This window comes from Streptomyces sp. NPDC040405 (genome assembly GCF_055595765.1).
On record NZ_JBVIVI010000016.1, the window covers coordinates 1 to 18,736 of the forward strand.

15 protein-coding genes are annotated in these 18,736 nt (G+C 72.4%); 5 read left to right on the forward strand and 10 right to left on the reverse strand.

What is annotated here, in order from left to right; genetic code table 11:
- The first annotated feature begins 444 nt into the window (after window positions 1-444).
- Both ACZ59A_RS39325 and ptsP read left to right on the forward strand, forming a co-directional pair.
- Complete coding sequence (locus ACZ59A_RS39325) at window positions 445-894, forward strand: PTS sugar transporter subunit IIA (RefSeq protein WP_470969161.1); 450 nt, start codon at window positions 445-447, stop codon at window positions 892-894.
- A 95-nt stretch (window positions 895-989) separates the two neighbouring features.
- Entirely contained in the window at window positions 990-2,660 is a 1,671-nt protein-coding gene (ptsP, locus tag ACZ59A_RS39330; RefSeq protein ID WP_468055938.1) for a phosphoenolpyruvate--protein phosphotransferase, read from the forward strand.
- 92 nt (window positions 2,661-2,752) lie between these two features.
- Here the strand turns inward: ptsP and ACZ59A_RS39335 are convergent, their stop codons facing one another.
- The 5 genes from ACZ59A_RS39335 to ACZ59A_RS39355 form a co-directional block, all read right to left on the reverse strand.
- A complete protein-coding gene (locus ACZ59A_RS39335; protein ID WP_470969164.1) occupies window positions 2,753-3,661 on the reverse strand; it encodes a hypothetical protein in 909 nt (302 codons plus the stop codon).
- Between the two features lie 84 nt (window positions 3,662-3,745).
- Window positions 3,746-5,032: an NAD(P)/FAD-dependent oxidoreductase gene (locus ACZ59A_RS39340; protein WP_470969166.1), complete on the reverse strand. Its 1,287-nt coding sequence runs from the start codon at window positions 5,030-5,032 to the stop codon at window positions 3,746-3,748.
- A 10-nt stretch (window positions 5,033-5,042) separates the two neighbouring features.
- Complete coding sequence (locus ACZ59A_RS39345) at window positions 5,043-5,834, reverse strand: amino acid ABC transporter ATP-binding protein (RefSeq protein ID WP_468055942.1); 792 nt, start codon at window positions 5,832-5,834, stop codon at window positions 5,043-5,045.
- Window positions 5,831-6,601 (reverse strand): amino acid ABC transporter permease, encoded by a 771-nt coding sequence (locus ACZ59A_RS39350; protein ID WP_470969169.1) that lies wholly within the window; start codon window positions 6,599-6,601, stop codon window positions 5,831-5,833. Before ACZ59A_RS39350 ends, ACZ59A_RS39345 begins: the two co-directional genes overlap by 4 nt.
- 13 nt (window positions 6,602-6,614) lie before the next feature.
- Entirely contained in the window at window positions 6,615-7,553 is a 939-nt protein-coding gene (locus ACZ59A_RS39355) for a substrate-binding periplasmic protein (protein ID WP_470969171.1), read from the reverse strand.
- Window positions 7,554-7,780: 227 nt separating this feature from the next.
- On the opposite strand from ACZ59A_RS39355, the gene ACZ59A_RS39360 reads away from it, so the two are divergent.
- The gene (locus ACZ59A_RS39360; RefSeq protein WP_470969174.1) at window positions 7,781-8,992 is read left to right on the forward strand and encodes a CdaR family transcriptional regulator; all 1,212 of its coding nucleotides are present in this window, start codon (window positions 7,781-7,783) and stop codon (window positions 8,990-8,992) included.
- Here ACZ59A_RS39360 and ACZ59A_RS39365 read toward each other — a convergent pair.
- Window positions 8,989-11,007 (reverse strand): acetoacetate--CoA ligase, encoded by a 2,019-nt coding sequence (locus tag ACZ59A_RS39365; RefSeq protein ID WP_470969176.1) that lies wholly within the window; start codon window positions 11,005-11,007, stop codon window positions 8,989-8,991. The genes ACZ59A_RS39360 and ACZ59A_RS39365 overlap by 4 nt on opposite strands.
- 189 nt (window positions 11,008-11,196) lie before the next feature.
- Here ACZ59A_RS39365 and ACZ59A_RS39370 point away from each other — a divergent pair, with 189 nt between their 5' ends.
- Window positions 11,197-13,596, forward strand: coding sequence for a glycoside hydrolase family 31 protein (locus tag ACZ59A_RS39370; RefSeq protein ID WP_470969178.1), 2,400 nt, complete (start codon window positions 11,197-11,199; stop codon window positions 13,594-13,596).
- A gap of 10 nt (window positions 13,597-13,606) precedes the next feature.
- On the forward strand, window positions 13,607-14,410 hold the full coding sequence (locus ACZ59A_RS39375) for a M15 family metallopeptidase (protein WP_470969180.1): 804 nt from the start codon (window positions 13,607-13,609) through the stop codon (window positions 14,408-14,410).
- A gap of 15 nt (window positions 14,411-14,425) precedes the next feature.
- Here the strand turns inward: ACZ59A_RS39375 and ACZ59A_RS39380 are convergent, their stop codons facing one another.
- The 4 genes from ACZ59A_RS39380 to ACZ59A_RS39395 all read right to left on the reverse strand — a co-directional run bounded on the left by ACZ59A_RS39380 (window position 14,426) and on the right by ACZ59A_RS39395 (window position 18,624).
- Window positions 14,426-15,238 carry an ABC transporter permease gene (locus ACZ59A_RS39380; RefSeq protein ID WP_470969183.1) on the reverse strand — a complete coding sequence of 271 codons (813 nt, stop codon included), beginning with the start codon at window positions 15,236-15,238 and terminating at the stop codon, window positions 14,426-14,428.
- 21 nt (window positions 15,239-15,259) lie between these two features.
- Window positions 15,260-16,105 carry an ABC transporter permease gene (locus tag ACZ59A_RS39385; protein ID WP_470969185.1) on the reverse strand — a complete coding sequence of 282 codons (846 nt, stop codon included), beginning with the start codon at window positions 16,103-16,105 and terminating at the stop codon, window positions 15,260-15,262.
- Between the two features lie 176 nt (window positions 16,106-16,281).
- Window positions 16,282-17,460 (reverse strand): ABC transporter substrate-binding protein, encoded by a 1,179-nt coding sequence (locus tag ACZ59A_RS39390; protein WP_470969187.1) that lies wholly within the window; start codon window positions 17,458-17,460, stop codon window positions 16,282-16,284.
- Window positions 17,461-17,574: 114 nt separating this feature from the next.
- Window positions 17,575-18,624 carry an ABC transporter ATP-binding protein gene (locus ACZ59A_RS39395; RefSeq protein WP_470969190.1) on the reverse strand — a complete coding sequence of 350 codons (1,050 nt, stop codon included), beginning with the start codon at window positions 18,622-18,624 and terminating at the stop codon, window positions 17,575-17,577.
- Between the last annotated feature and the right edge of the window lie 112 nt (window positions 18,625-18,736).

Here is an 18,736-nt window from a genome sequence, read left to right on the forward strand (position 1 = left end):
GGGTATCAACATATCTGGCGTTGACTTTTAGCACGCTGTTGAGTTCTCAAGGAACGGACGCTTCCTTTGAAACCGTATCACCGGTCTCTCCGGGCGCTTCCCTTCGGTGTTTCACACGCTATCAGACCCTTTTCCGCTTTCCGAATCCGCATCTTTCACATGGCATGCAAAAGCGAGTCCGAGATTTGGATCAAGTGACTGAAGGTGCCGCCCTCACCTGGACGAGGCCGCAGCTGACTGCGATGCTTCATCCGGATGGGCAGGAGTACGACAGTACAGCGCCCCATGTGGCCATGGCAAATCGATTCGGGGCCCCGTGGGGGGTCTCCAGCCTGCGCCGCTTGTGCGGAATCCCAAGTTCCTATGACTTACGCTTCTGGGCAGTGCGCTGATCCGGGACAGGCGGTGACGGCGCGAGATGGATCTTCACCCGGGAGGCTTCCCATGACCACCGTGACGTCTCCGCTCGCCGGGCGCGCGATCGGACTGACAGCGGTTCCCGATCCTGTGTTCTCGGGCGCGATGGTCGGTCCGGGTACGGCGATCGACCCGGTGCTCGAGACCTGTGTGGCAGTGGCCCCGGTCGACGGCATCGTCGTCTCGTTGCACCCGCACGCGTTCGTGGTCGTGGACGAGGAAGGGCACGGGGTGCTCACCCACCTGGGGATCGACACCGTGCAGCTGAACGGTGACGGCTTCGAGGTACTCATCAATAAGGGGGACACCGTCAAGCGCGGCGACGCGATCGTGCGCTGGGACCCCGCGGTGGCCGTGGCCGCCGGAAAGTCGCCGATCTGTCCGATCGTGGCCCTGGAGGCCACCGCCGACTCCCTCTCCACGGTCCGGGAGGACGGCGAGATGAAGCCGGGCGACGCACTCTTCAACTGGACGTGACCCCGACGTCGTCCGGAACCGGTCCGGGCGACGTCGACGGCGAGTACGACATCCACCACGGCGGAGTTCCGCCGAATCAACCGGGGACAGGTGACATGGAGACAACGCTGCGAGGCGTCGGCGTGAGCCACGGGGTGGCCATCGGCGAGGTGCGCCACATGGGCACGGCGGTGCTGGAGCCGCCCGCGAAGCAGATTCCGGCCGACGAGGCGCCGCGTGAGCAGGGGCGGGCGCGCCAGGCGGTGGAGGCCGTGTCGGCGGACCTGATCGCGCGCGGCAATCTCGCGGGCGGCGAGGCCCAGGCCGTACTCGAGGCACAGGCCATGATGGCGCAGGACCCGGAGCTGATCGCCGACGTGGAGCGGCGTATCGCGGTGGGCAGCACCGCCGAGCGCGCGGTGTACGACGCCTTCGCCGCGTACCGGGCGCTGCTGGCCGGGGCCGGTGAGTACCTGGCCGGGCGGGTGGCCGACCTCGATGACGTACGGAACCGGATCGTGGCGCGGCTGCTGGGTGTGCCGATGCCGGGCGTGCCCGACAGCGACGAGCCGTATGTGCTGATCGCCCGCGATCTCGCCCCGGCCGACACGGCGCTCCTCGACCCGACCCTGGTGCTCGGCTTCGTGACCGAGGAGGGCGGGCCGACGAGCCACAGCGCGATTCTGGCGCGCGCCCTGGGCGTCCCGGCCGTGGTCGCGCTGCCCGGTGCCGGGGAGCTGATCGAGGGCACCATGATCGCCGTGGACGGCAGCACGGGCGAGATCTTCGTGTCGCCGAGCGAGGACAAGCGCGCGGAGCTGACCCGGGCCGCCGAGGAGCGGCGGGCGGCGCTGGCCGCCTCGTCCGGTCCGGGCGCGACCTCCGACGGGCACAAGGTGCCGCTGCTGGCGAACGTCGGCGGTCCGGCGGACGTACCGGCGGCCGTCGAGGCGGGCGCCGAGGGCGTGGGGCTGTTCCGGACGGAGTTCCTCTTCCTCGACGACAGCACGAAGGCGCCGTCGGAGGAGAAGCAGGCCGAGGCCTACCGGCAGGTGCTGGAGGCGTTCCCCGAGGGCCGGGTGGTGGTACGGGTCCTGGACGCGGGCGCGGACAAGCCGCTGGACTTCCTCACCCCGTCCGATGAGCCCAACCCGGCGCTGGGCGTACGCGGGCTGCGCACGCTGCTGGACCACCCCGACGTATTGCGGACGCAATTGACGGCGCTGGCCAAGGCCGTGGAGGGGCTGCCGGTCTACCTCGAGGTCATGGCTCCGATGGTGGCCGACCGGCTGGACGCCAAGGCGTTCGCGGATGCGTGCCGGGAGGCCGGGCTGCAGGCCAAGTTCGGCGCGATGGTCGAGATTCCGTCGGCCGCGCTGCGGGCCCGCTCGATCCTTCAGGAAGTCGAGTTCCTGTCGCTGGGCACCAACGACCTGGCCCAGTACACCTTCGCCGCGGACCGGCAGGTGGGTGCGGTGTCGCGGCTGCAGGACCCGTGGCAGCCCGCGCTGCTCGACCTGGTCGCGGCGTCGGCCGAGGCCGCGCAGGCCGAGGGCAAGAGCTGCGGGGTGTGCGGCGAGGCCGCGTCCGACCCGCTGCTGGCGTGTGTGCTGACCGGTCTGGGCGTCACCAGCCTCTCCATGGGTGCCGCGTCGATTCCGTATGTCCGCGCCACGCTGGCCAAGCACACGCTCGCCCAGTGCGAGCGGGCCGCTTCGGCGGCGCGCGCGGCGGACACCGCCGAGGATGCCCGCCGGGCCGCGCAGGCGGTGCTGTCCGGCGAGTGAGCCGATGAGCTGAAGCAGGGCCGAAGGGGCCCGTCCCGCCGCGGTGACCGCGGGGGGACGGGCCCTTCGCCGTGGTCACCCCTTCTGCCGTCTCACTCCTCCTCGGGCCGGGGCAGCGGGAGGCCCGCCCGGTACTCGACGCCGTGCTCCGGCGGGATGGGCTCTCCGGTCCGCGCGTCGGTGCAGTACGCGGTGAAGACCTCGGCCTCGCTCAGCGGACGCGGCCAGCCGTCGCGCAGCGCCCAGCCGCGGACCGTGTCCGGTGCTCCGGGCAGGCTCGTCCGCAGGACGATGCCGCCGGGGCTTTTGGTGGCGATGCCGCAGGCCAGCACGGTGCGGAAGACGAGCGCCCCGGGCTCGGCGAGCCGCGGCGGCCGGCCTTCCCGCGCGGTGGCGTGGACCACGGCGGCCAGCGGGGTGCCGTCCACCGGGACGCTGCACACCAGGTGGTGCAGGCCCGGCCCCACCGCGTCGAGCACCGCGAACAGCGCGGCCGCGGCGCGGTCGAACGCCGCGCGGCCGGTGCCGTCCCCGCAGCCGTCGCCACCGCGGCAGCCGCCCGCCCGGGCGAGCACCGCCGCGGCGTACTCCCAGGTGGCGTGCTCCTCGGCCGCGGTGATCAGGCGCGGCAGCAGCTGGTCGAGGGGCTGGCCCTCGTAGACGACGGTGGCGCCCGTGGACGCCACCTCCGCCGTGAAGCGGCTGCGGCTGGTGGGGGTGTCCGGGTCGAGCCGGGTGTGCGCGCAGTACTCCTGGTACGCGACCGGGTCGAAGAGGGCGACGGTGGTGTGCACGCCCTGTGACGAGAGCGCCCGCAGCAGCGCCTCCATCCGCCGCAGGTACGAGGCGTGGTCGCCGAAGCCGAACGATGCGTACCGCCGCATGGCGGCGAAGTCCTCCTCGGCCGCCAGCAGCGCCACCACGCTGGGGACTTCCCTGCGTAAGGCCCGGATCGCGGTGGGCTTCCCGCAGTGCGTGCCGCCCTTGTCGGTATGCGCCATGACTCCCCCTCAGCGCAGACGTTCGATACTCACTCACCGTAACCGGGGGCACTGACAACGCCCGTCGGACGCGTCGTCGGGGCGTCAGCCGCGGAGCCGGTCGAGGCGGAACGGTGTGAGGGCGGCGGGGCGGCGGCCGGTGACGACGTACGAGGCGAGTTCGCTGCCGGTGACCGGCCCGAGCGTCACGCCCAGCATGCCGTGGCCGGTGGCGGTGAAGGCGTTCCCGGGGCCGGGCACGCGGTCGATGACCGGCAGTCCGTCGGGCAGGAACGGCCGCCCGCCGACCCAGGGGTCGCGGATCAGCGCCACCAGGTCGTCCGGATCGTCGAACCACTGCCCGAGGTAGTGGCGGCTGGCCCGGGCGACGGCGACGATCCTGCGCCAGTCGAGCCGGTTGTTGTTGCCGCTCAGCTCCATCGTGCCCGCGATGCGGGTGGTGCCGCCGATCGGGGAGGCCACCGCCCGGTGCTCGCCGAAGTACAGCGTGTGCGTCGGCGCGGGGTCGAGGTCCACGGAGAAGCTGTAGCCCTTGCCCGCCTGGAGCGGCAGGTGGTGTCCCAGCTCGCGCAGCAGGTCAGCGGAGCGCACTCCGGCCGCGATGACGACGGCCGAGCACGGGATCTCGCCGGTGTCGGTGACCACCGCGGTGACCCGGTCCCCGGCCGGTCCGCGCCGGAAGCCGGTCGCCGCCACGTTCTCGTGGACCTTCACCCCCGTTGCCGCCAGCCGTTCTTCGAGGGCCGCGGCGAAGGCCACCGGGTCCAGGACGCCTTCGCCGGGTACGAGGTAGGCGGCCTGGACCCCCGGCGCCAGCGAGGGGTCCAGGGCCATCGCCTCGGGGCCGGTGCTGACGTCGTCCGGGAGCGGGTAGCGGCCGTCCGCCATCTGCCGCTGGAGCTGGAGGTGGTGCCGTGCCTCGCCCGGCGACAGAAACGCGTGCACCATGCCCGGACGGCTCAGGGTGGTCTCGACTCCCGCCTCGCGCAGCCCGTCGAACAGGGCGAAGGTGTGGCGGTTCAGCTCGGCGATCGCCGCGTAGCCGCGCCGGAACGCCGCGGGAGTGCTGCTGCGCCAGAAGCGCCACAGCCACCGTACGAACGCGGGGTCCGGCAGCGGGCGCAGATAGAGCGGGGAGTCCGGCCGCCCGAGGGAGCGCGCCGCGTACCGCAGGACGCCCGGGGCGGGGACGGGGGTGGAGTGGCTGAGGCAGACCCATCCCGCGTTGCCGCGGGAGACGCCGGAGCCCACCCCGCGCCGTTCCACGATCTCGACCGGCAGCCCGCGCTCGGCCAGGTAGTACGCGGTGCACAGGCCGACCACCCCGCCGCCGACGACCACCACGGGGCCACTGCCGTGCAGTGTGTCCATGACGTGTCCCCTAGGCCGCGGACTCGTAGGTGGTCAGGAACGCCCGGGTGCGCGCCTGTCGGGGCCGTCCGAGCACCTCGGCGGGCGGGCCCGCCTCGATGATCCGGCCGCCGTCGACGAAGGCGACCCAGTCGGACACCTCGCGGGCGAAGGGCAGTTCGTGGGTGACGAGCATCATCGTCATCCCCTCCTCGGCCAGTTCGCGCATGACCCGCAGCACTTCGCGCGTGGCCTCCGGGTCGAGGGACGAGGTGGGCTCGTCGAAGAGCAGCACCTCGGGCTTGAGCGCGAGCGCTCGCGCGATGGCGACCCGCTGCTGCTCACCGCCGGACATCTGGTCGGGGTGGGCGAGGCCGCGGTGGGCGAGGCCGACCCGGCGCAGCAGCACGACGGCCCGCTCCAGGGCCTGCTGTTCCGGGACGCCCGCCTTGACCTGCGCCAGCATGACGTTCTCGACGGCGGTCAGGTGCGGGAAGAGGTGGAACCGCTGGAAGACCATGCCGACCGTGCGGCGCAGCCGGGCGAGGTCGCGGCAGACCGTCCGCCCGTCGCTGTGCACCACCTCGCCCGCCACCTCGATGGTGCCGCTGTCCGGCCGCTCCAGCAGGTTGACGCAGCGCAGCAGCGTCGTCTTCCCGCCGCCGCTCTGCCCGATGACGCTGACGATCCGTCCGCGGGGTACGTCGAGTGAGACGTCGTCGAGGACGCGGCGCCCGTCGAAGGACTTGCCGAGGCTGTTGATCCGTACGACGGCGTCGGTGCGCCGGGGGGCGGTGGCGGCCGCGGTGACGGGCTCGGTCATGCCGTCGCCTCCTTCGGGTTCGGTGGGTCGGCCAGGGCGGGCGCCTCGGCGAGCAGGGCGCGGGCGGTCCGCAGTCGGCGCCGCCGCCGCGGGGTCAGCGGCTTTCCGGCCCGGATGGCGCGCTCCAGCGCGAGCAGCAGCTGGGACAGGGGATAGCAGAGGGCGAAGTACACGGCCGAGATGACGAGGTAGACCTCCAGCGCCCGGAAGGTGGAGGAGGTGATGAGCCGTGCCTCGGACATCAGCTCGGCGGCGGAGATCGTGACCAGCAGGGAGGTGCCCTTGAGCAGGTCGACCAGCATGGTGTTGGTGCCGGGCAGCGCCAGGCGTAGCGCCTGGGGGAAGATCACGTGCCCGAAGACGCTCAGCCGGCCCAGCCCGAGCGCCTCGCCCGCCTCCGTCTGGCCGTCGTGGATCCCGCTGATCGCCGCGCGGAAGATCTCGGACAGATAGGCGGAGTAGAAGACGATGAGGCTCAAGGCTCCGGCGGTGAAGACGTCGAGCCGGATGTCGACGGACCCCAGGCCGAAGTAAGTCAGGAAGATGATGGCGAGCAGGGGGATGTTCTTGAACAGCTCCGTGTACACGGCGGCGAGCGCGCGCAGCGGCCATGCGCGGCTGAGCCGCAGCAGCGCCACGATCAGGCCGAGGAGGGCCGCGCCCGCGAAGCTCACGGCGGTGTACGACAGGGTCTTCAGCAGGGCGTCCAGCAGATCGGAGCGGTAGTCGGACCAGGGGACCTGGAACAGGCCGGCGGCGGTCGTCACGGCGGTGGTCTCCTCACTGCCCGGCGGAGTCGATGGAGGGGGCGTTCCAGTCGGCGGGCCGGTCGACTCCGCGCCGTGCGGGGGCGACGTCGGAGGCGGGCTTCAGGAACTGCGCCGGGTCGCCGCCCCACTTCTTGATCAGCTTCGTCAGCTCGCCGTTCTTGTACATGGCGTCGATCTGGGCGGAGATGGCCTTCTCCAGCTTGGTGGCCTTCTTGGGGAGGTAGAAGCCGGTCTGGTACGGGCGGAAGTACTCGTAGGCGGGCTTGGCTTTGACCTGGGCGGCGGTCGGCGGCGTCAGGTATTCGGTCTTGATCTGCTCGGACCGCTCCTTTTCGGCGGCGATGATGATGAGCGGGTCGAGGAAGCCGACGTCGATGCGGCCCGCGGCGAGGTCGTCGAAGACGCCGTTGGCGTCGGGGTAGGCGCGCAGGGTCGCGCCGGGGACCGCCTTGATGGACTTGACCCAGACATAGCCCTCGACGGTGCCGAGGCGCAGCCCCTTCAGGTCGTCGACGGTCTTGTACGTCTTGCCCGAGCCGACCGCCATCGCCGGGGGCGAGTAGTAGGGCGGATCCGTGAACAGCCCCTGCTTCTGGCGGTCCTTGGTCCAGGCGACGCCGCCGATCGTGATGTCCATCCGCCGGGACTGGACTCCGGCGAGCATGCCCGCGAAGTCCGTCGTCTCGGGCTGGACGGTGAGGCCGAGCTTCTTGGCGGCGTAACCGAGGATGTCGCCGTCGAGGCCGACGATCTTTCCGTCCTTGACGGTGGTGTAGGGCGCGTAGGGCTGGACCGCCACTTTCAGGACACCGGGGTCGATCGTCCCGAGCGCCGCCGTCTTGGCGGAGACCTTCTTGGGGGCCGCGGCGTCACTGTCCGATCCGCAGGCGGTCAGGGCGAGGAGCGGCATGACGGACAGGGCTGTGAGGAGGATGCGTACACGGGTCATCGCCGTTCGGCCTTCCGTGTCAGGGCTGGGCAGGGCCCGCCGTTCACCGCGTCTTCCGCCGCGGCGGCGGTGTGAATTGCCCCATACGCTACGAGTGCACCGAGCTTCGGTCACTGGTTGCTTCGTACGAATATATGGCCAGAAACGTTCGCCTCGCTGTATGGTGCGTCCCACTTCGCGCCGCCTCCCGCGCCGCTTCCCGCGCACCTCTCGACGGGGGTCCACGCATGCTCAGCCCGTCACTCGCCCAGGAGATCGCCGGGGACACCTCGGCGGTCATCGGATTCAACGTCCTCATCACCGACAGTGAGGGCACTGTCATCGGCAGCGGCGACCGCAGCCGCATCGGCACCTTCCACGAGGCGTCCGTCGAGGTGTTGCGCACCCAGGAGCCCGCCACCCACACCACCGCGCAGGCCCAGTCGCTGCGGGGCGTGCGCCCCGGTGTCACGCTTCCGCTGGTCCGGGACGGACACGCGGTCGGCACGGTCGGGATCACCGGCACGCCCGCCCAGGTGGGCCGCTTCGGGCTGCTGGTGAAGCGGCAGACGGAGATCCTGATGCGGGAGTCCGTGCTGCTGCGCTCGCGGGTGCTGAGGGAGCGGGTGCTGGAGGATCTGATCGTCGACGTCGCCTCGTACGACGCGCAGGTGGTCGAGCCCGACTTCATCGTCTTCCGCGCCGCGGAGCTGGGCTTCGACCTCCGCCTCGCACGGGTCGCCATCGCGATGGAGGTGACGGTGCCGGACGCGGAGCGCAAGGGTGGCGGACGCGGCCACGGGACCGGATACGCCCGTGCGCACCGGACCCGGGACACCGCGCTGGTCCGCCCGGAGCTGCTGCGCACGGTCCGCGAGGCGTTCCCCGATCCGCAGGACATCGTCGCGAGCGCCGCCCCCGGGTGGATCGGGGTGCTGCACCGGGTGCGCGGCGAAGCCCTCGACCCCGCGGTGGCGGCCGTCTGCGAGCGGCTGACGGAGGCCGCCGACGCGCGGTACGGCCTGGTACTGCGCGCCGGGATCGGCGAACCGGCCTCCTCCGTGGGCGGGCTGCACGACTCGTACCAGGACGCGTGCGACGCGCTACGGCTCGGCGCCCGCGTCGCCGCCGACGCCCCCGTCCACCGCATCGGCGATCTGCGCGGCCATCAGCTGCTGGCCGCCGTCGGGCAGCACACCCGGACCCGGCTCATCGCCCTGACCACCGTGGACCTGCGCGCGCAGGCGGACTGGCCGGTACTGCGGGAGACGGTGGTGGCGTGGTGCGAGAACGGCTTCAACCTGGTGCGGGCGTCGGCGGCGCTGCACATCCACCGCAACACTCTCGTCTACCGCATCAACAAGATCGAGCAGATCAGCGGCCGCTCACTGCGCGACCGTGGCGCCCTCTCCCTCTATCTGGCCTGCCTGGCCGACCAGTTGGACACGGCGCACGACTAGTCGGGCGAGACGCCCTTCGTCCGGGCCAGGCGCTCGTAGTACCGCAGCAGATCGATGTCGTCCACCGACCCCGGGTTGACCGCCTTGTCCAGGGACGTGCCCTGGAGGAGGCGCTTGACCGGGACTTCGATGCGCTTGCCGGTGAGGGTGTGCGGGACGCCCGGGACCTCGATGACCTCGTCGGGGACGTGGCGCGGGGAGAGCTCCGCGCGGATGGTGCTCTTGATGCGGGCGAGCAGGTCGTCGTCGAGGGTGGCGCCCGGCGCGAGGTGGACGAAGAGCGGCATCCAGTAGCCGCCGTCGGGCTGCTCGACGCCGATGACGAGGGATTCGCGGATCTCGGGGAGGCGTTCGACCGCCTCGTAGATGTCGGCGGAACCCATCCGTACGCCCTGCCGGTTGAGCGTGGAGTCGGAGCGGCCGTGGATGACGACGGTGCCGCGCGAGGTGAGGGTGATCCAGTCGCCGTGGCGCCAGACGCCGGGGAACATGTCGAAGTAGCTGTCGCGGTAGCGGCTGCCGTCGGGGTCGTTCCAGAAGCGGACCGGCATGGACGGCATGGGGCGGGCGACGATCAGCTCGCCGACCTCGTCGGTCACCGGCCTGCCCTGCGGGTCCCACGCCTGGAGGTCGGTGCCGAGGCCGGGAGCCTGCAGCTCGCCGATGTGGACGGGGAGGGTCGGCACGGCGCCCGCGAAGCAGCTGCACACATCGGTGCCGCCGCTGACGGAGGCGATCCACATGTCCTCGGCCACCTCGTCGTGGATCCAGCGGAAGCCGTCCGGCGGCAGCGGCGAACCGGTGGTGGCGACGCACTTCACCCGGGACAGGTCGAAGTCGCGCCCCGGGTGGACACCGGCCTTGCGGCAGGCCATGACGTACGCGGCGGAGGTGCCGTACAGCGTGGTGCCGGTGCGCTCGGCGACGCGCCACTGGGCGGCGGTGTCCGGGTGGCCGGGGCTGCCGTCGTACAGCACCACGGTGGCGCCGGACAGCAGCCCGGACACCAGGAAGTTCCACATCATCCAGCCGGTGGAGGTGTACCAGAAGAAGCGGTCCCCGGGGCCGAGGTCGCAGTGCAGGCCCAGCTGCTTGAGGTGTTCCAGCAGGATGCCGCCCTGGGACTGCACGATCGCCTTGGGCAGCCCGGTGGTGCCGGAGGAGTAGAGCACCCACAGGGGGTGGTCGAAGGGCACCTGCTCGAAGACCGGGGCCGTCTCCTCGCGGACGATGCCGTCCCAGTCGAGCGCCCCCTCGGGGGCGGGGGTGCCCAGCAGCGGGATGTGGACGACGGCGCGCACGGTGGGCAGTTCGCGGCGCAGCTCGGCGACGGTCTCGGTGCGGTCGTGGGTCTTGCCGCCGTACACATAGCCGTCGACGGTGAACAGGACCACCGGCTCGACCTGCTGGAAGCGGTCCAGGACGCCGCGCGCGCCGAAGTCGGGGGCGCAGGAGGTCCACACCCCGCCGACGGCGGCGGTGGCGAGGAAGGCGATGGCGGCCTGCGGGATGTTGGGGAGGTAGCCGCTGACCCGGTCGCCGGGGCGGATGCCGAGCCGGCGCAGCTCGGCGGCGACCGCGCCGACCCGGGCGCGCAGCTCGGCCCAGGTGACGGGGCTCGGCTCATGGGTCTCGTCGACGTGCAGCAGCGCGGGCTCGTCGGCGCGGGCGGGGTCCTCACCGGCGCGCAGCGCGTGCTCGGCGTAGTTGAGGGTGGCGCCGGGGAACCAGCGGGCGCCGGGCATCGCGGGGTCGGCAAGCACGGTGTCGTACGGGGTGCCGAAGCGCACCTCGAACCACTCGGCGATCGCCTGCCAGAAGGTCTCCAGCTCCTCCACCGACCAGCGGTGCAGCGCGGCGTAGCTCGCGGCCGGGTCCCCGGGGAGGGCGGCGGGCGCGCCGTGCCGCTCGGCCGCCCAGGCGTGGAAGCGGGTCAGCTGGGCGCGGGCGATCCGGTCCGCGCCGGGCTGCCACAGGGGGCCGGGCAGGTGGTCGGGGTGGGCTGCGGTGTTCATCTGTGTCGGCTCCCGGGAAGTCCGCTTCGGTCCGCTGCGTCTGGGTCCGTGCAGGACGATGCCATGTGATCGACTTCGGCACCAGAGGCGCCACGACACATCCGCGGTGGGTGGCATGTGGGACGACCACGGGTGAACGGCAGTTGAACTATGGTCGCGTCGTGCCTCGTCAATGGCACAGTGATCAGTATGAATGCGCGTGACCTGGTGCGGTCGGTGAAGGTGGTCGGTACGGCGCGGGGGCTGCGCTCCCTGCGTTCGGCGTGGCGGCGCCGCCGTCTCGACGCGACCGGGCTGCCGCGGCGGGGCGCGGAGCTGGCTCGGGTGCCGGGTGTGGTGGAGGGCGCGGATCCGCAGCCGGGCGGTGGCGTGGTGCGGTTCGCGCGGTCCTCGCTGCGGGTGCGGGTGGCGGCGGGCGGGGCGGTGTTCTGCGGCTGGGACGGGGCCGGGCCGGAGCCGTCGTACGCGCTGGACGGCGCCTGCCCGGAGGCGGACGACCGGGCCCAGCTGGAGCCGGACACGGACGGCGGCTGGCGGGTGGTGTCGGAGCGGGTCACGGTCGCGGTGTCGCGCATGGGCTCGGTGGAGGTGCGCACCCCGGGCGGGGTGGTGCTGCGGCGGGATCTGCCGCCGCGCTGGTGGGAACCGGCCGAGGCGGTGATCGACCGCGGCGGCGAGGACGGGTCCGCGGGGGTCGCGGGCGCGCGCTGGCACCAGCGGTCGGAGGTGGCGGCGGACGCGCGGTTCTTCGGGCTCGGCGGACGGGCGGGCGGGCCGCGCTTGCGGGACGGCTCGTACCGGCTGTGGAACACCGACCCCGGCGGCGGCTTCGGGCCGGGCGACGATCCGCTGTATCTGACCATGCCGGTGCAGCTGGTGGTGGCCGACGCGGGCACCCATCTGGTGTTCCACGACAACTCGTGGGACGGCACGGTCACTCTGCGGGAGGGCGAGGAGGGCGCGGGCTCGGGGCACGACCGGCCGGGCGGCGTCCGGATGCGCATGGAGGGCGGGCCGCTGCGCTACTGGGTGTTCGTCGGCACCCCGGCCCGGGTGCTGCACGGCTGGGCGGCGCTGACCGGCTCCCCCGCGGTGCCGCCGGGCTGGGCGCTGGGCCACCACCACGCGCGCCGGGGGTTCGGCGACGCGAACGAGGTGCGGCGGGTGGTGGCGGGCTACCGGGAGCGGAACCTGCCGCTGTCCGCGCTGCATCTGGACATCGACCACCTGGCCGGGCACCGGACCTTCACGGTGGACGCGGCGCGCTTCCCCGATCTGCCCGGGCTCGCCGCCGAGCTGCGCGGGGACGGGGTGCGGCTGGTGTCGATCGTGGACCCCGCGGTGAAGGCGGAGCCGGGCAACGCGGTGTACGACAGCGGGGTGGCGGCGGAGGGGTTCGTGACCGACGCCCGCGGCCGGGAGGTGCGCGGGGTGGTGTGGGCGGGCGAGTCGGCGTTCCCGGACTTCACCGATCCGCGGGTGCGCAAGTGGTGGGGCGGGCTGTACGCGGAGCGGCTGGAGCAGGGCTTCTCCGGGGTGTGGCACGACAGATGCGAGCCGGTGTCGTTCGCCCCCTTCGGCGAGCCCACGCTGCCGCGCTCGGCCCGGCACGCGCTGGAGGGCCGGGGCGGCGACCACCGGGAGGCGCACAACGTGTACGGGCTGGCCATGGCCCGGGCCGGGTACGAGGGGCTGGGCGAGCTGCGCCCCGACGAGCGGCCGTTCCTGTTCTCCCGCTCCGGCTGGGCGGGGCTCCAGCGGTACGGGGGCAGCTGGTCCGGGGATGTGACGACGGGCTGGCCGGGGCTGCGCGCCTCGCTGGCGCTGGTGCTCGGGCTCGGCCTCTCGGGGGTTCCGTACTCCGGCCCGGACATCGGCGGCTTCACCGGCTCCCCGTCGCCGGAGCTGTATCTGCGCTGGTTCCAGCTGGGCGCGTATCTGCCGCTGTTCCGTACGCATTCGGCGATCACGGCCGGGCGGCGGGAGCCGTGGGAGTTCGGGGCCGGGGTGCTGACGCACGCGGCGGAGGTCCTGCGCGAGCGGCAGCGGCTGCTGCCGTACTTCATGACGCTGGCGCGGCTGGCGGAGCGTACCGGCGCGCCCTATGTGCGGCCCGTGTGGTGGCGGCAGCCCAAGGACCGCGCCTTGCGCGACTGCGAGGACGCCTTCCTGCTGGGCGACGCGCTGCTGGTGGCGCCGGTGCTGGAGGAGGGCGCGGTGCGGCGGGCGGTGCGGCTGCCGCGCGGCCGCTGGTACGACACGGCGACCGGCCGCGCCTACGAGGGCCCCGGGCAGGTGGTGGTCGACGCCCCGCTGTCCCGGATCCCGGTGCTGGCCCGGGCGGGCGCGGTGATACCCGTCGCGTCGCCGGACGGCGGCGTGGAGCTGGAGGTGTGGCCGCCGTGCGAGGGGCGCAAGGGCGGCGGGTCGCTGACGGTGGACGCGGGCGACGGCTGGGACACGGCGGAGCTGGTGCGGTTCGTCTCCCGGCTGCGCGGGGACGAGGTGCGGGTCGAGCGGGAGGGCGGGGTCGAGGCGGGGTATCCGGTGCGGGTGCGGGGTGGTTCGCGGTCCGGCGCGACGGGGTAGTTGGGTGTTCATGCCAAGACTCACCGCCGCGCTGCGCGCGCTCGCCCTGCCCGTCGCCGCCCTGATGGCCCTCGCCTCGCCCACTCCGGCGCAGGCGAAGGCCGAACCCAAGGCGCCCAAGGAGTTCGTGGCGCTGAGCGACGTGGATCCGACGATCCGCCAGGAGATCCGGTACTTCACCCCGCACAACTTCACCGGCGGCCCCGTCGACGGCTATCGCAGGCCGCTGTGTCTGCTGACCCGCCCGGCGGCCAGGGCGCTGCACCGGGCGCAGCGCCAGCTGCTGCGCCGGGGCTACACCCTGAAGGTGTACGACTGCTACCGGCCGCAGCGCGCGGTGGACACCTTCGTCGACTGGGCGAAGGACCTCGGCGACGAGCGTATGAAGCGGGAGTTCTATCCGGACGTCGACAAGTCCCGGCTGTTCGAGGACGGTTATATCGCCGAGAAGTCGGGGCACAGCCGGGGCAGCACGATGGACCTGACGATCGTCAGGCTGCCCGCGCTGCCGACCCGTCCGTACCTCCCCGGCGAGAAGCTGGTGCCGTGCTACGCGCCGAAGAAGGAGCGGTTCCCCGACAACTCGGTGGACATGGGCACCGGTTACGACTGCTTCGACACGCTCTCGCACACCCTCGACCCGCGGATCAAGGGCACGCAGCGGGCGAACCGGCTGCTGCTCAAGGGCGCGATGGAGGCCCAGGGCTTCGTGAATCTGGCCGAGGAGTGGTGGCACTACACCTTCCAGCCGGAGCCGTTCCCGGACACCTACTTCGACTTCCCGGTCTCGCGCGGGTCGCTGACCAGGCACTGACCGGGACCGCGGGTCTCACAGCCGCCCGCCCGCGGTGTCCGAGGACAGCCGCTGCGCGATGGCCACGGGCACCACGGACAGGGCGACGAGAGCCGCGGCGACGACGTTGACGACGGGGGCCTGGTGCGGCCGGGCCAGGTTCTCGTAGATCCAGATGGGCAGGGTGCGGGTGCCGGGACCGGCGGTGAAGGTCGTCACCACGATCTCGTCGAAGGAGAGCGCGAAGGCGAGCAGCGCGCCCGCGAAGAGCGCCGAGCGCAGGGCCGGGAAGGTGACGTGGCGGAACGTCTGCCAGGGGCGCGCCCCGAGGTCCGCGGACGCCTCGGCCATCGAGGGGGCGGTACGGCGCAGCCGGGCCGCCACGTTGTTGAAGACGACCACGACGCAGAAGGTGGCGTGCCCGACGACCACCGTGAACAGGCCGAAGCCGATGCCGAGCGGGCCCAGGACGGTACGGAACGCGGCGTTGAGGGCGATGCCGCTGACGATGCCGGGCAGCGCGATCGGCAGCACCAGCAGGAAGGACACGGTCCGTCGGCCGAAGAAGCGGTGCCGGTGGACGGCGTACGCGGCCATGGTGCCCAGGGCCAGGGCGATCCCGGTGGCGGCGAGCCCGGCCTTGAGCGAGGTGAGCAGGGCGTCGCGGGCGCCGGGGTTGTGCAGGGCGGCGCGCCACCACTCCCCCGTGAGGCCGCTGGGCGGCCAGCCGAAGGAGCGGTCGGCGTTGAAGGAGTTGAGCAGGACGAGCAGCAGGGGTGCGTAGACGAGGGCGAGTCCGGCGGCGGTGACGCAGCCGAGGACGATCCGGGCGGTGCGCGACAGCCTCATTCCGGCGCCTCCTGGAGCGAGCTAGAGCGAGTCGAGGGCGCCTGCGCGGCGTACGGCGGCCAGGTAGCAGACGATGAGGACGACGGGGACGGCGGAGAGCGCGGCGGCCATCGGCAGGTCGAGGGTGACCTGGGAGGCGATGGCGTTGCCGAGGAGCTGGGTCTTGCCGCCGACGATCTGCACGGCGATGTAGTCGCCGAGGCTGAGCGAGAAGGTGAAGACGGATCCGGCGAGCAGGGCGGGGCGCACGGCGGGCAGGACGACCGAGCGCAGGGTGCGCCAGGTGCCCGCGCCGAGGTCGGCGGAGGCTTCCAGGGTGCGTTCGGGGAGCCGGTCCAGGGCCGCGTACACCGGGAGGATCATGTACGGGAGCCAGAGGTAGGCGAGCACCAGGACGACGGCGGTGGTGCCGTAGCCGGGCCCGCGCAGCCCGAGCGGGGCGAGCACGGAGTTGACCACCCCGTCCTCGCCGAGCATCACCCGCCAGGCGTACGCCTTGACCAGGTAGCTCGCCCACAGCGGGGTGAGCACGGCCACCAGCAGCGGCCGCCGCCACCGCGGGCCCGCGACGCGCGCCATGCAGAAGGCCATGGGCAGGGCGAGGAGGGCGTCGAGGACGGTGACGGCGGCGGCAATGGTCAGGGTGCGCAGCGCGATGGTGCGGTAGACGGGGGTGGTCAGCAGCTCGTGGAGGTTGTCGGTGTTCCAAGTGCGGACGACGTCGGAGGTGAAGGAGTCGGTGGTCCAGAAGGCGGAGAGGAGGAGGACGGCGAGCGAGCCGAGGTAGGCCAGGGTCAGCCACAGCAGGGGCGGTCCGAGGAGCGCGGCCAGGCGCAGCCGCGCTCCCCCGGGTCCGTTGTGGCGCATCAGCGCGTCCCCCAGGGGGTGTCCGCAAAGTCGCGTTGGATCAGCCCGCGGCGTCTGGTGCGTGCGATCGCAAGGCGGAGGGTCGTCCTCGTAGTGGGCCTGCTCGGACGCGCCCGACAACGCAGCGAGCGTGCGTGCCAGGCGTCGCGGGCCCGACGGGACTTTGCGGACACCCCCTAGCCCTTGACCTCGGTCCAGGCGCGGGTCCATTGGGCGTAGTCAGTGCAGGTGGTGTTCTCGCGGCCGTCGAGGCACTGTTTCAGGGGCGTGGTCCAGAAGTGGACGCGCTGGAAGTACTTCTCGTCGTCGGCGTGGAAGATGGCGCAGTGGTTCGGGTCGGCGGTCTCGACGCACGCCTCGCGGTTGGCGGGGGCCTCGCCGAAGTACTCGGCGACCTGGGCGTTGACCTTCGGCGAGACGATCCAGTCGAGCCACTTGTAGGCGCAGTTGGGGTGTTCGGCCTTCGCGGAGACCATCCAGGTGTCGGACCAGCCGGTGGCGCCCTCCTTGGGGAGCACGGCCTTGACGGGCGCCTTCTCGGCCCGGGTGAGGTTCGCGATGACCTGCCAGGTGGTGCCGATGACGCTGTCGCCGCCCTTGAAGGCGGTGATCTCCTTCTGGTAGTCGCTCCAGTACTCGCCGACCGCCCGGTGCTGCTTCTTGAGCAGGGTGACGGCGGCGTCGAGCTGCTTCTTGTCGAGCGCGTACGGGTTCTTGATGCCGAGCGACGGCTTGGCGTGCATGAGGTAGAGCGCGGCGTCGGCGATGTAGATGGGCGAGTCGTACGCCGTGACATGGCCGTTGTGCGTGGCGGCGTCGTCGAAGACGGCGCGCCAGGAGTCGGGGGCGGGCTTGACCTTGTCGGTGCGGTACATGAGGAGGTTGGCACCGCGGCCGTGCGGGATGCCGTACATCCGGCCGTCCTTGGAGTTGAACGGCTGCTGTTTGAGGGCCGGGAAGATGTCCTTGTAGTTCGGCACCAGCTTGGTGTTGACGGGGGCGGCGTCGCCGGAGGCGATGAGGCGCAGGGTGGCGTCGCCGGAGGCGGAGACCGTGTCGTACTGGCCGGTCTTCATGAGGGACACCATCTCGTCGGAGGTGCCCGCGGTCTTGGTGTTGACCTGGCAGCCGGTCTTCTTCTCGAAGGGGTGCACCCAGTCGGCGTCGGGGTCGTTCGAGCCGTCCTCGGCGTAGCCCGCCCAGGCGATGATGTTGACCTTGCCCTCGCCCTTGCCGAGCTTGTCGGGGGCGTGGGCGGCCTTGCCGTCGTCGTCGGATCCGCAGCCAGCGGCGGTCAGCAGCAGCGCGCACACGGCCGCCGCGGACCTCCACGCGGATGTCGTCCGTTTCCGCATCCGGTCCTCCTCGTCCCATTTGGCGCTCGAGGCCCCGTCAGTATCCGCGCGGCTCAGGGGACGGCGCCAGGGTGCCTCCGGCGACGGACGGGTCGACCGGGGGTCGACCGGGGGTCAACCGGGCACCGGGAAGGCGTCCTTCTCGTCCCAGACCAGCCTGATCTCGGCCTCGGGGCGGGCGGCGGGCGGGAGTTCGGAGAAACTCTGCCGGTGCACGGTGAGCCGGTCGCCGTGCGGAAGCGCGACGGTGAAGCGGGTGTGCGCCCCAGCGTGCACGATGTCGGCCACGCGCCCCGTGACCGTGCGCTCGCCGTCGAGGGCTGCGTCGGCGGGGTCGGCGAGCCGGATGCGCTCGGGCCGGATGCTGTACGCGCCGGGGCGGCCGATGACCCGGACCGCGGCCTCGCCGCGCAGCAGGTTGGTGGTGCCGACGAAGCCCGCGACGAAGGCGGTGGCGGGGCGTTCGTACACCTCCACGGGCGGCCCGGTCTGTTCGATCCGGCCGTCGGCGACGACGGCCACGCGGTCGCTCATGGTCAGCGCCTCCTCCTGGTCGTGGGTGACCAGGAGGAAGGTGATGCCGGTGGTGCGCTGGAGTTCCTTCAGCTCGGTCTGCATCTCCCGGCGGAGCGTCAGGTCGAGGGCGCCGAGCGGTTCGTCGAGGAGCAGCACGGCGGGCCGGTCGACGAGGGCCCGGGCGAGGGCGACGCGCTGGCGCTGGCCGCCGGAGAGCGCGTCGGGACGGCGGGACGCGAAGCCGTCGAGGCGGACGGTGGCGAGGGCCTCGCGGGCGCGGGCGGCGCGCTCCGGCTTGCGGACGCCTCGTACGGTGAGCGCGTACGCCACGTTCTGCTCGACGGTCATGTGCGGGAAGAGCGCGTAGTCCTGGAAGACGGTGTGCACGTCGCGGCGGTGCGGGGGCAGCGCGGTGACATCGCGCCCGGCGAGTTCGATACGGCCGCCGGTGGGCCGTTCGAACCCGGCGATCAGGCGCAGCAGGGTGGTCTTGCCGGAGCCGGAGGGGCCGAGGAGCGAGAAGAACTCACCCGCCCGGAGGGCGAGATCGACGGCGTCCAGCGCCCGGACAATGCCGCCGCCGAACTCCTTGGTGCCGAACTCCTTGGTGACCGCCGTGCAGCGGACCGCCTCTTCCGTCTCCGCCACACCTGGCTCCCCTCGCCGGTCACTGGCATCGGTCTCGCACGTGGGTTACCCGTCGGGCGGCCCCTGTGCAACACTTCTGACGTTCCGTCAGTTATCGGCTTGTCCATCGGGG

Excerpts from the sequence above, each read along its gene's own strand:
- ACZ59A_RS39325 (WP_470969161.1), top strand. The coding sequence starts at position 445 with ATGACCACCGTGACGTCTCCGCTCGCCGGGCGCGCGATCGGACTGACA.
- ptsP (WP_468055938.1), top strand. The coding sequence starts at position 990 with ATGGAGACAACGCTGCGAGGCGTCGGCGTGAGCCACGGGGTGGCCATC.
- ACZ59A_RS39335 (WP_470969164.1), bottom strand. The coding sequence starts at position 3,661 with ATGGCGCATACCGACAAGGGCGGCACGCACTGCGGGAAGCCCACCGCG.
- ACZ59A_RS39340 (WP_470969166.1), bottom strand. The coding sequence starts at position 5,032 with ATGGACACACTGCACGGCAGTGGCCCCGTGGTGGTCGTCGGCGGCGGG.
- ACZ59A_RS39345 (WP_468055942.1), bottom strand. The coding sequence starts at position 5,834 with ATGACCGAGCCCGTCACCGCGGCCGCCACCGCCCCCCGGCGCACCGAC.
- ACZ59A_RS39355 (WP_470969171.1), bottom strand. The coding sequence starts at position 7,553 with ATGACCCGTGTACGCATCCTCCTCACAGCCCTGTCCGTCATGCCGCTC.
- ACZ59A_RS39360 (WP_470969174.1), top strand. The coding sequence starts at position 7,781 with ATGCTCAGCCCGTCACTCGCCCAGGAGATCGCCGGGGACACCTCGGCG.
- ACZ59A_RS39365 (WP_470969176.1), bottom strand. The coding sequence starts at position 11,007 with ATGAACACCGCAGCCCACCCCGACCACCTGCCCGGCCCCCTGTGGCAG.
- ACZ59A_RS39370 (WP_470969178.1), top strand. The coding sequence starts at position 11,197 with ATGAATGCGCGTGACCTGGTGCGGTCGGTGAAGGTGGTCGGTACGGCG.
- ACZ59A_RS39375 (WP_470969180.1), top strand. The coding sequence starts at position 13,607 with ATGCCAAGACTCACCGCCGCGCTGCGCGCGCTCGCCCTGCCCGTCGCC.
- ACZ59A_RS39380 (WP_470969183.1), bottom strand. The coding sequence starts at position 15,238 with ATGAGGCTGTCGCGCACCGCCCGGATCGTCCTCGGCTGCGTCACCGCC.
- ACZ59A_RS39385 (WP_470969185.1), bottom strand. The coding sequence starts at position 16,105 with ATGCGCCACAACGGACCCGGGGGAGCGCGGCTGCGCCTGGCCGCGCTC.
- ACZ59A_RS39390 (WP_470969187.1), bottom strand. The coding sequence starts at position 17,460 with ATGCGGAAACGGACGACATCCGCGTGGAGGTCCGCGGCGGCCGTGTGC.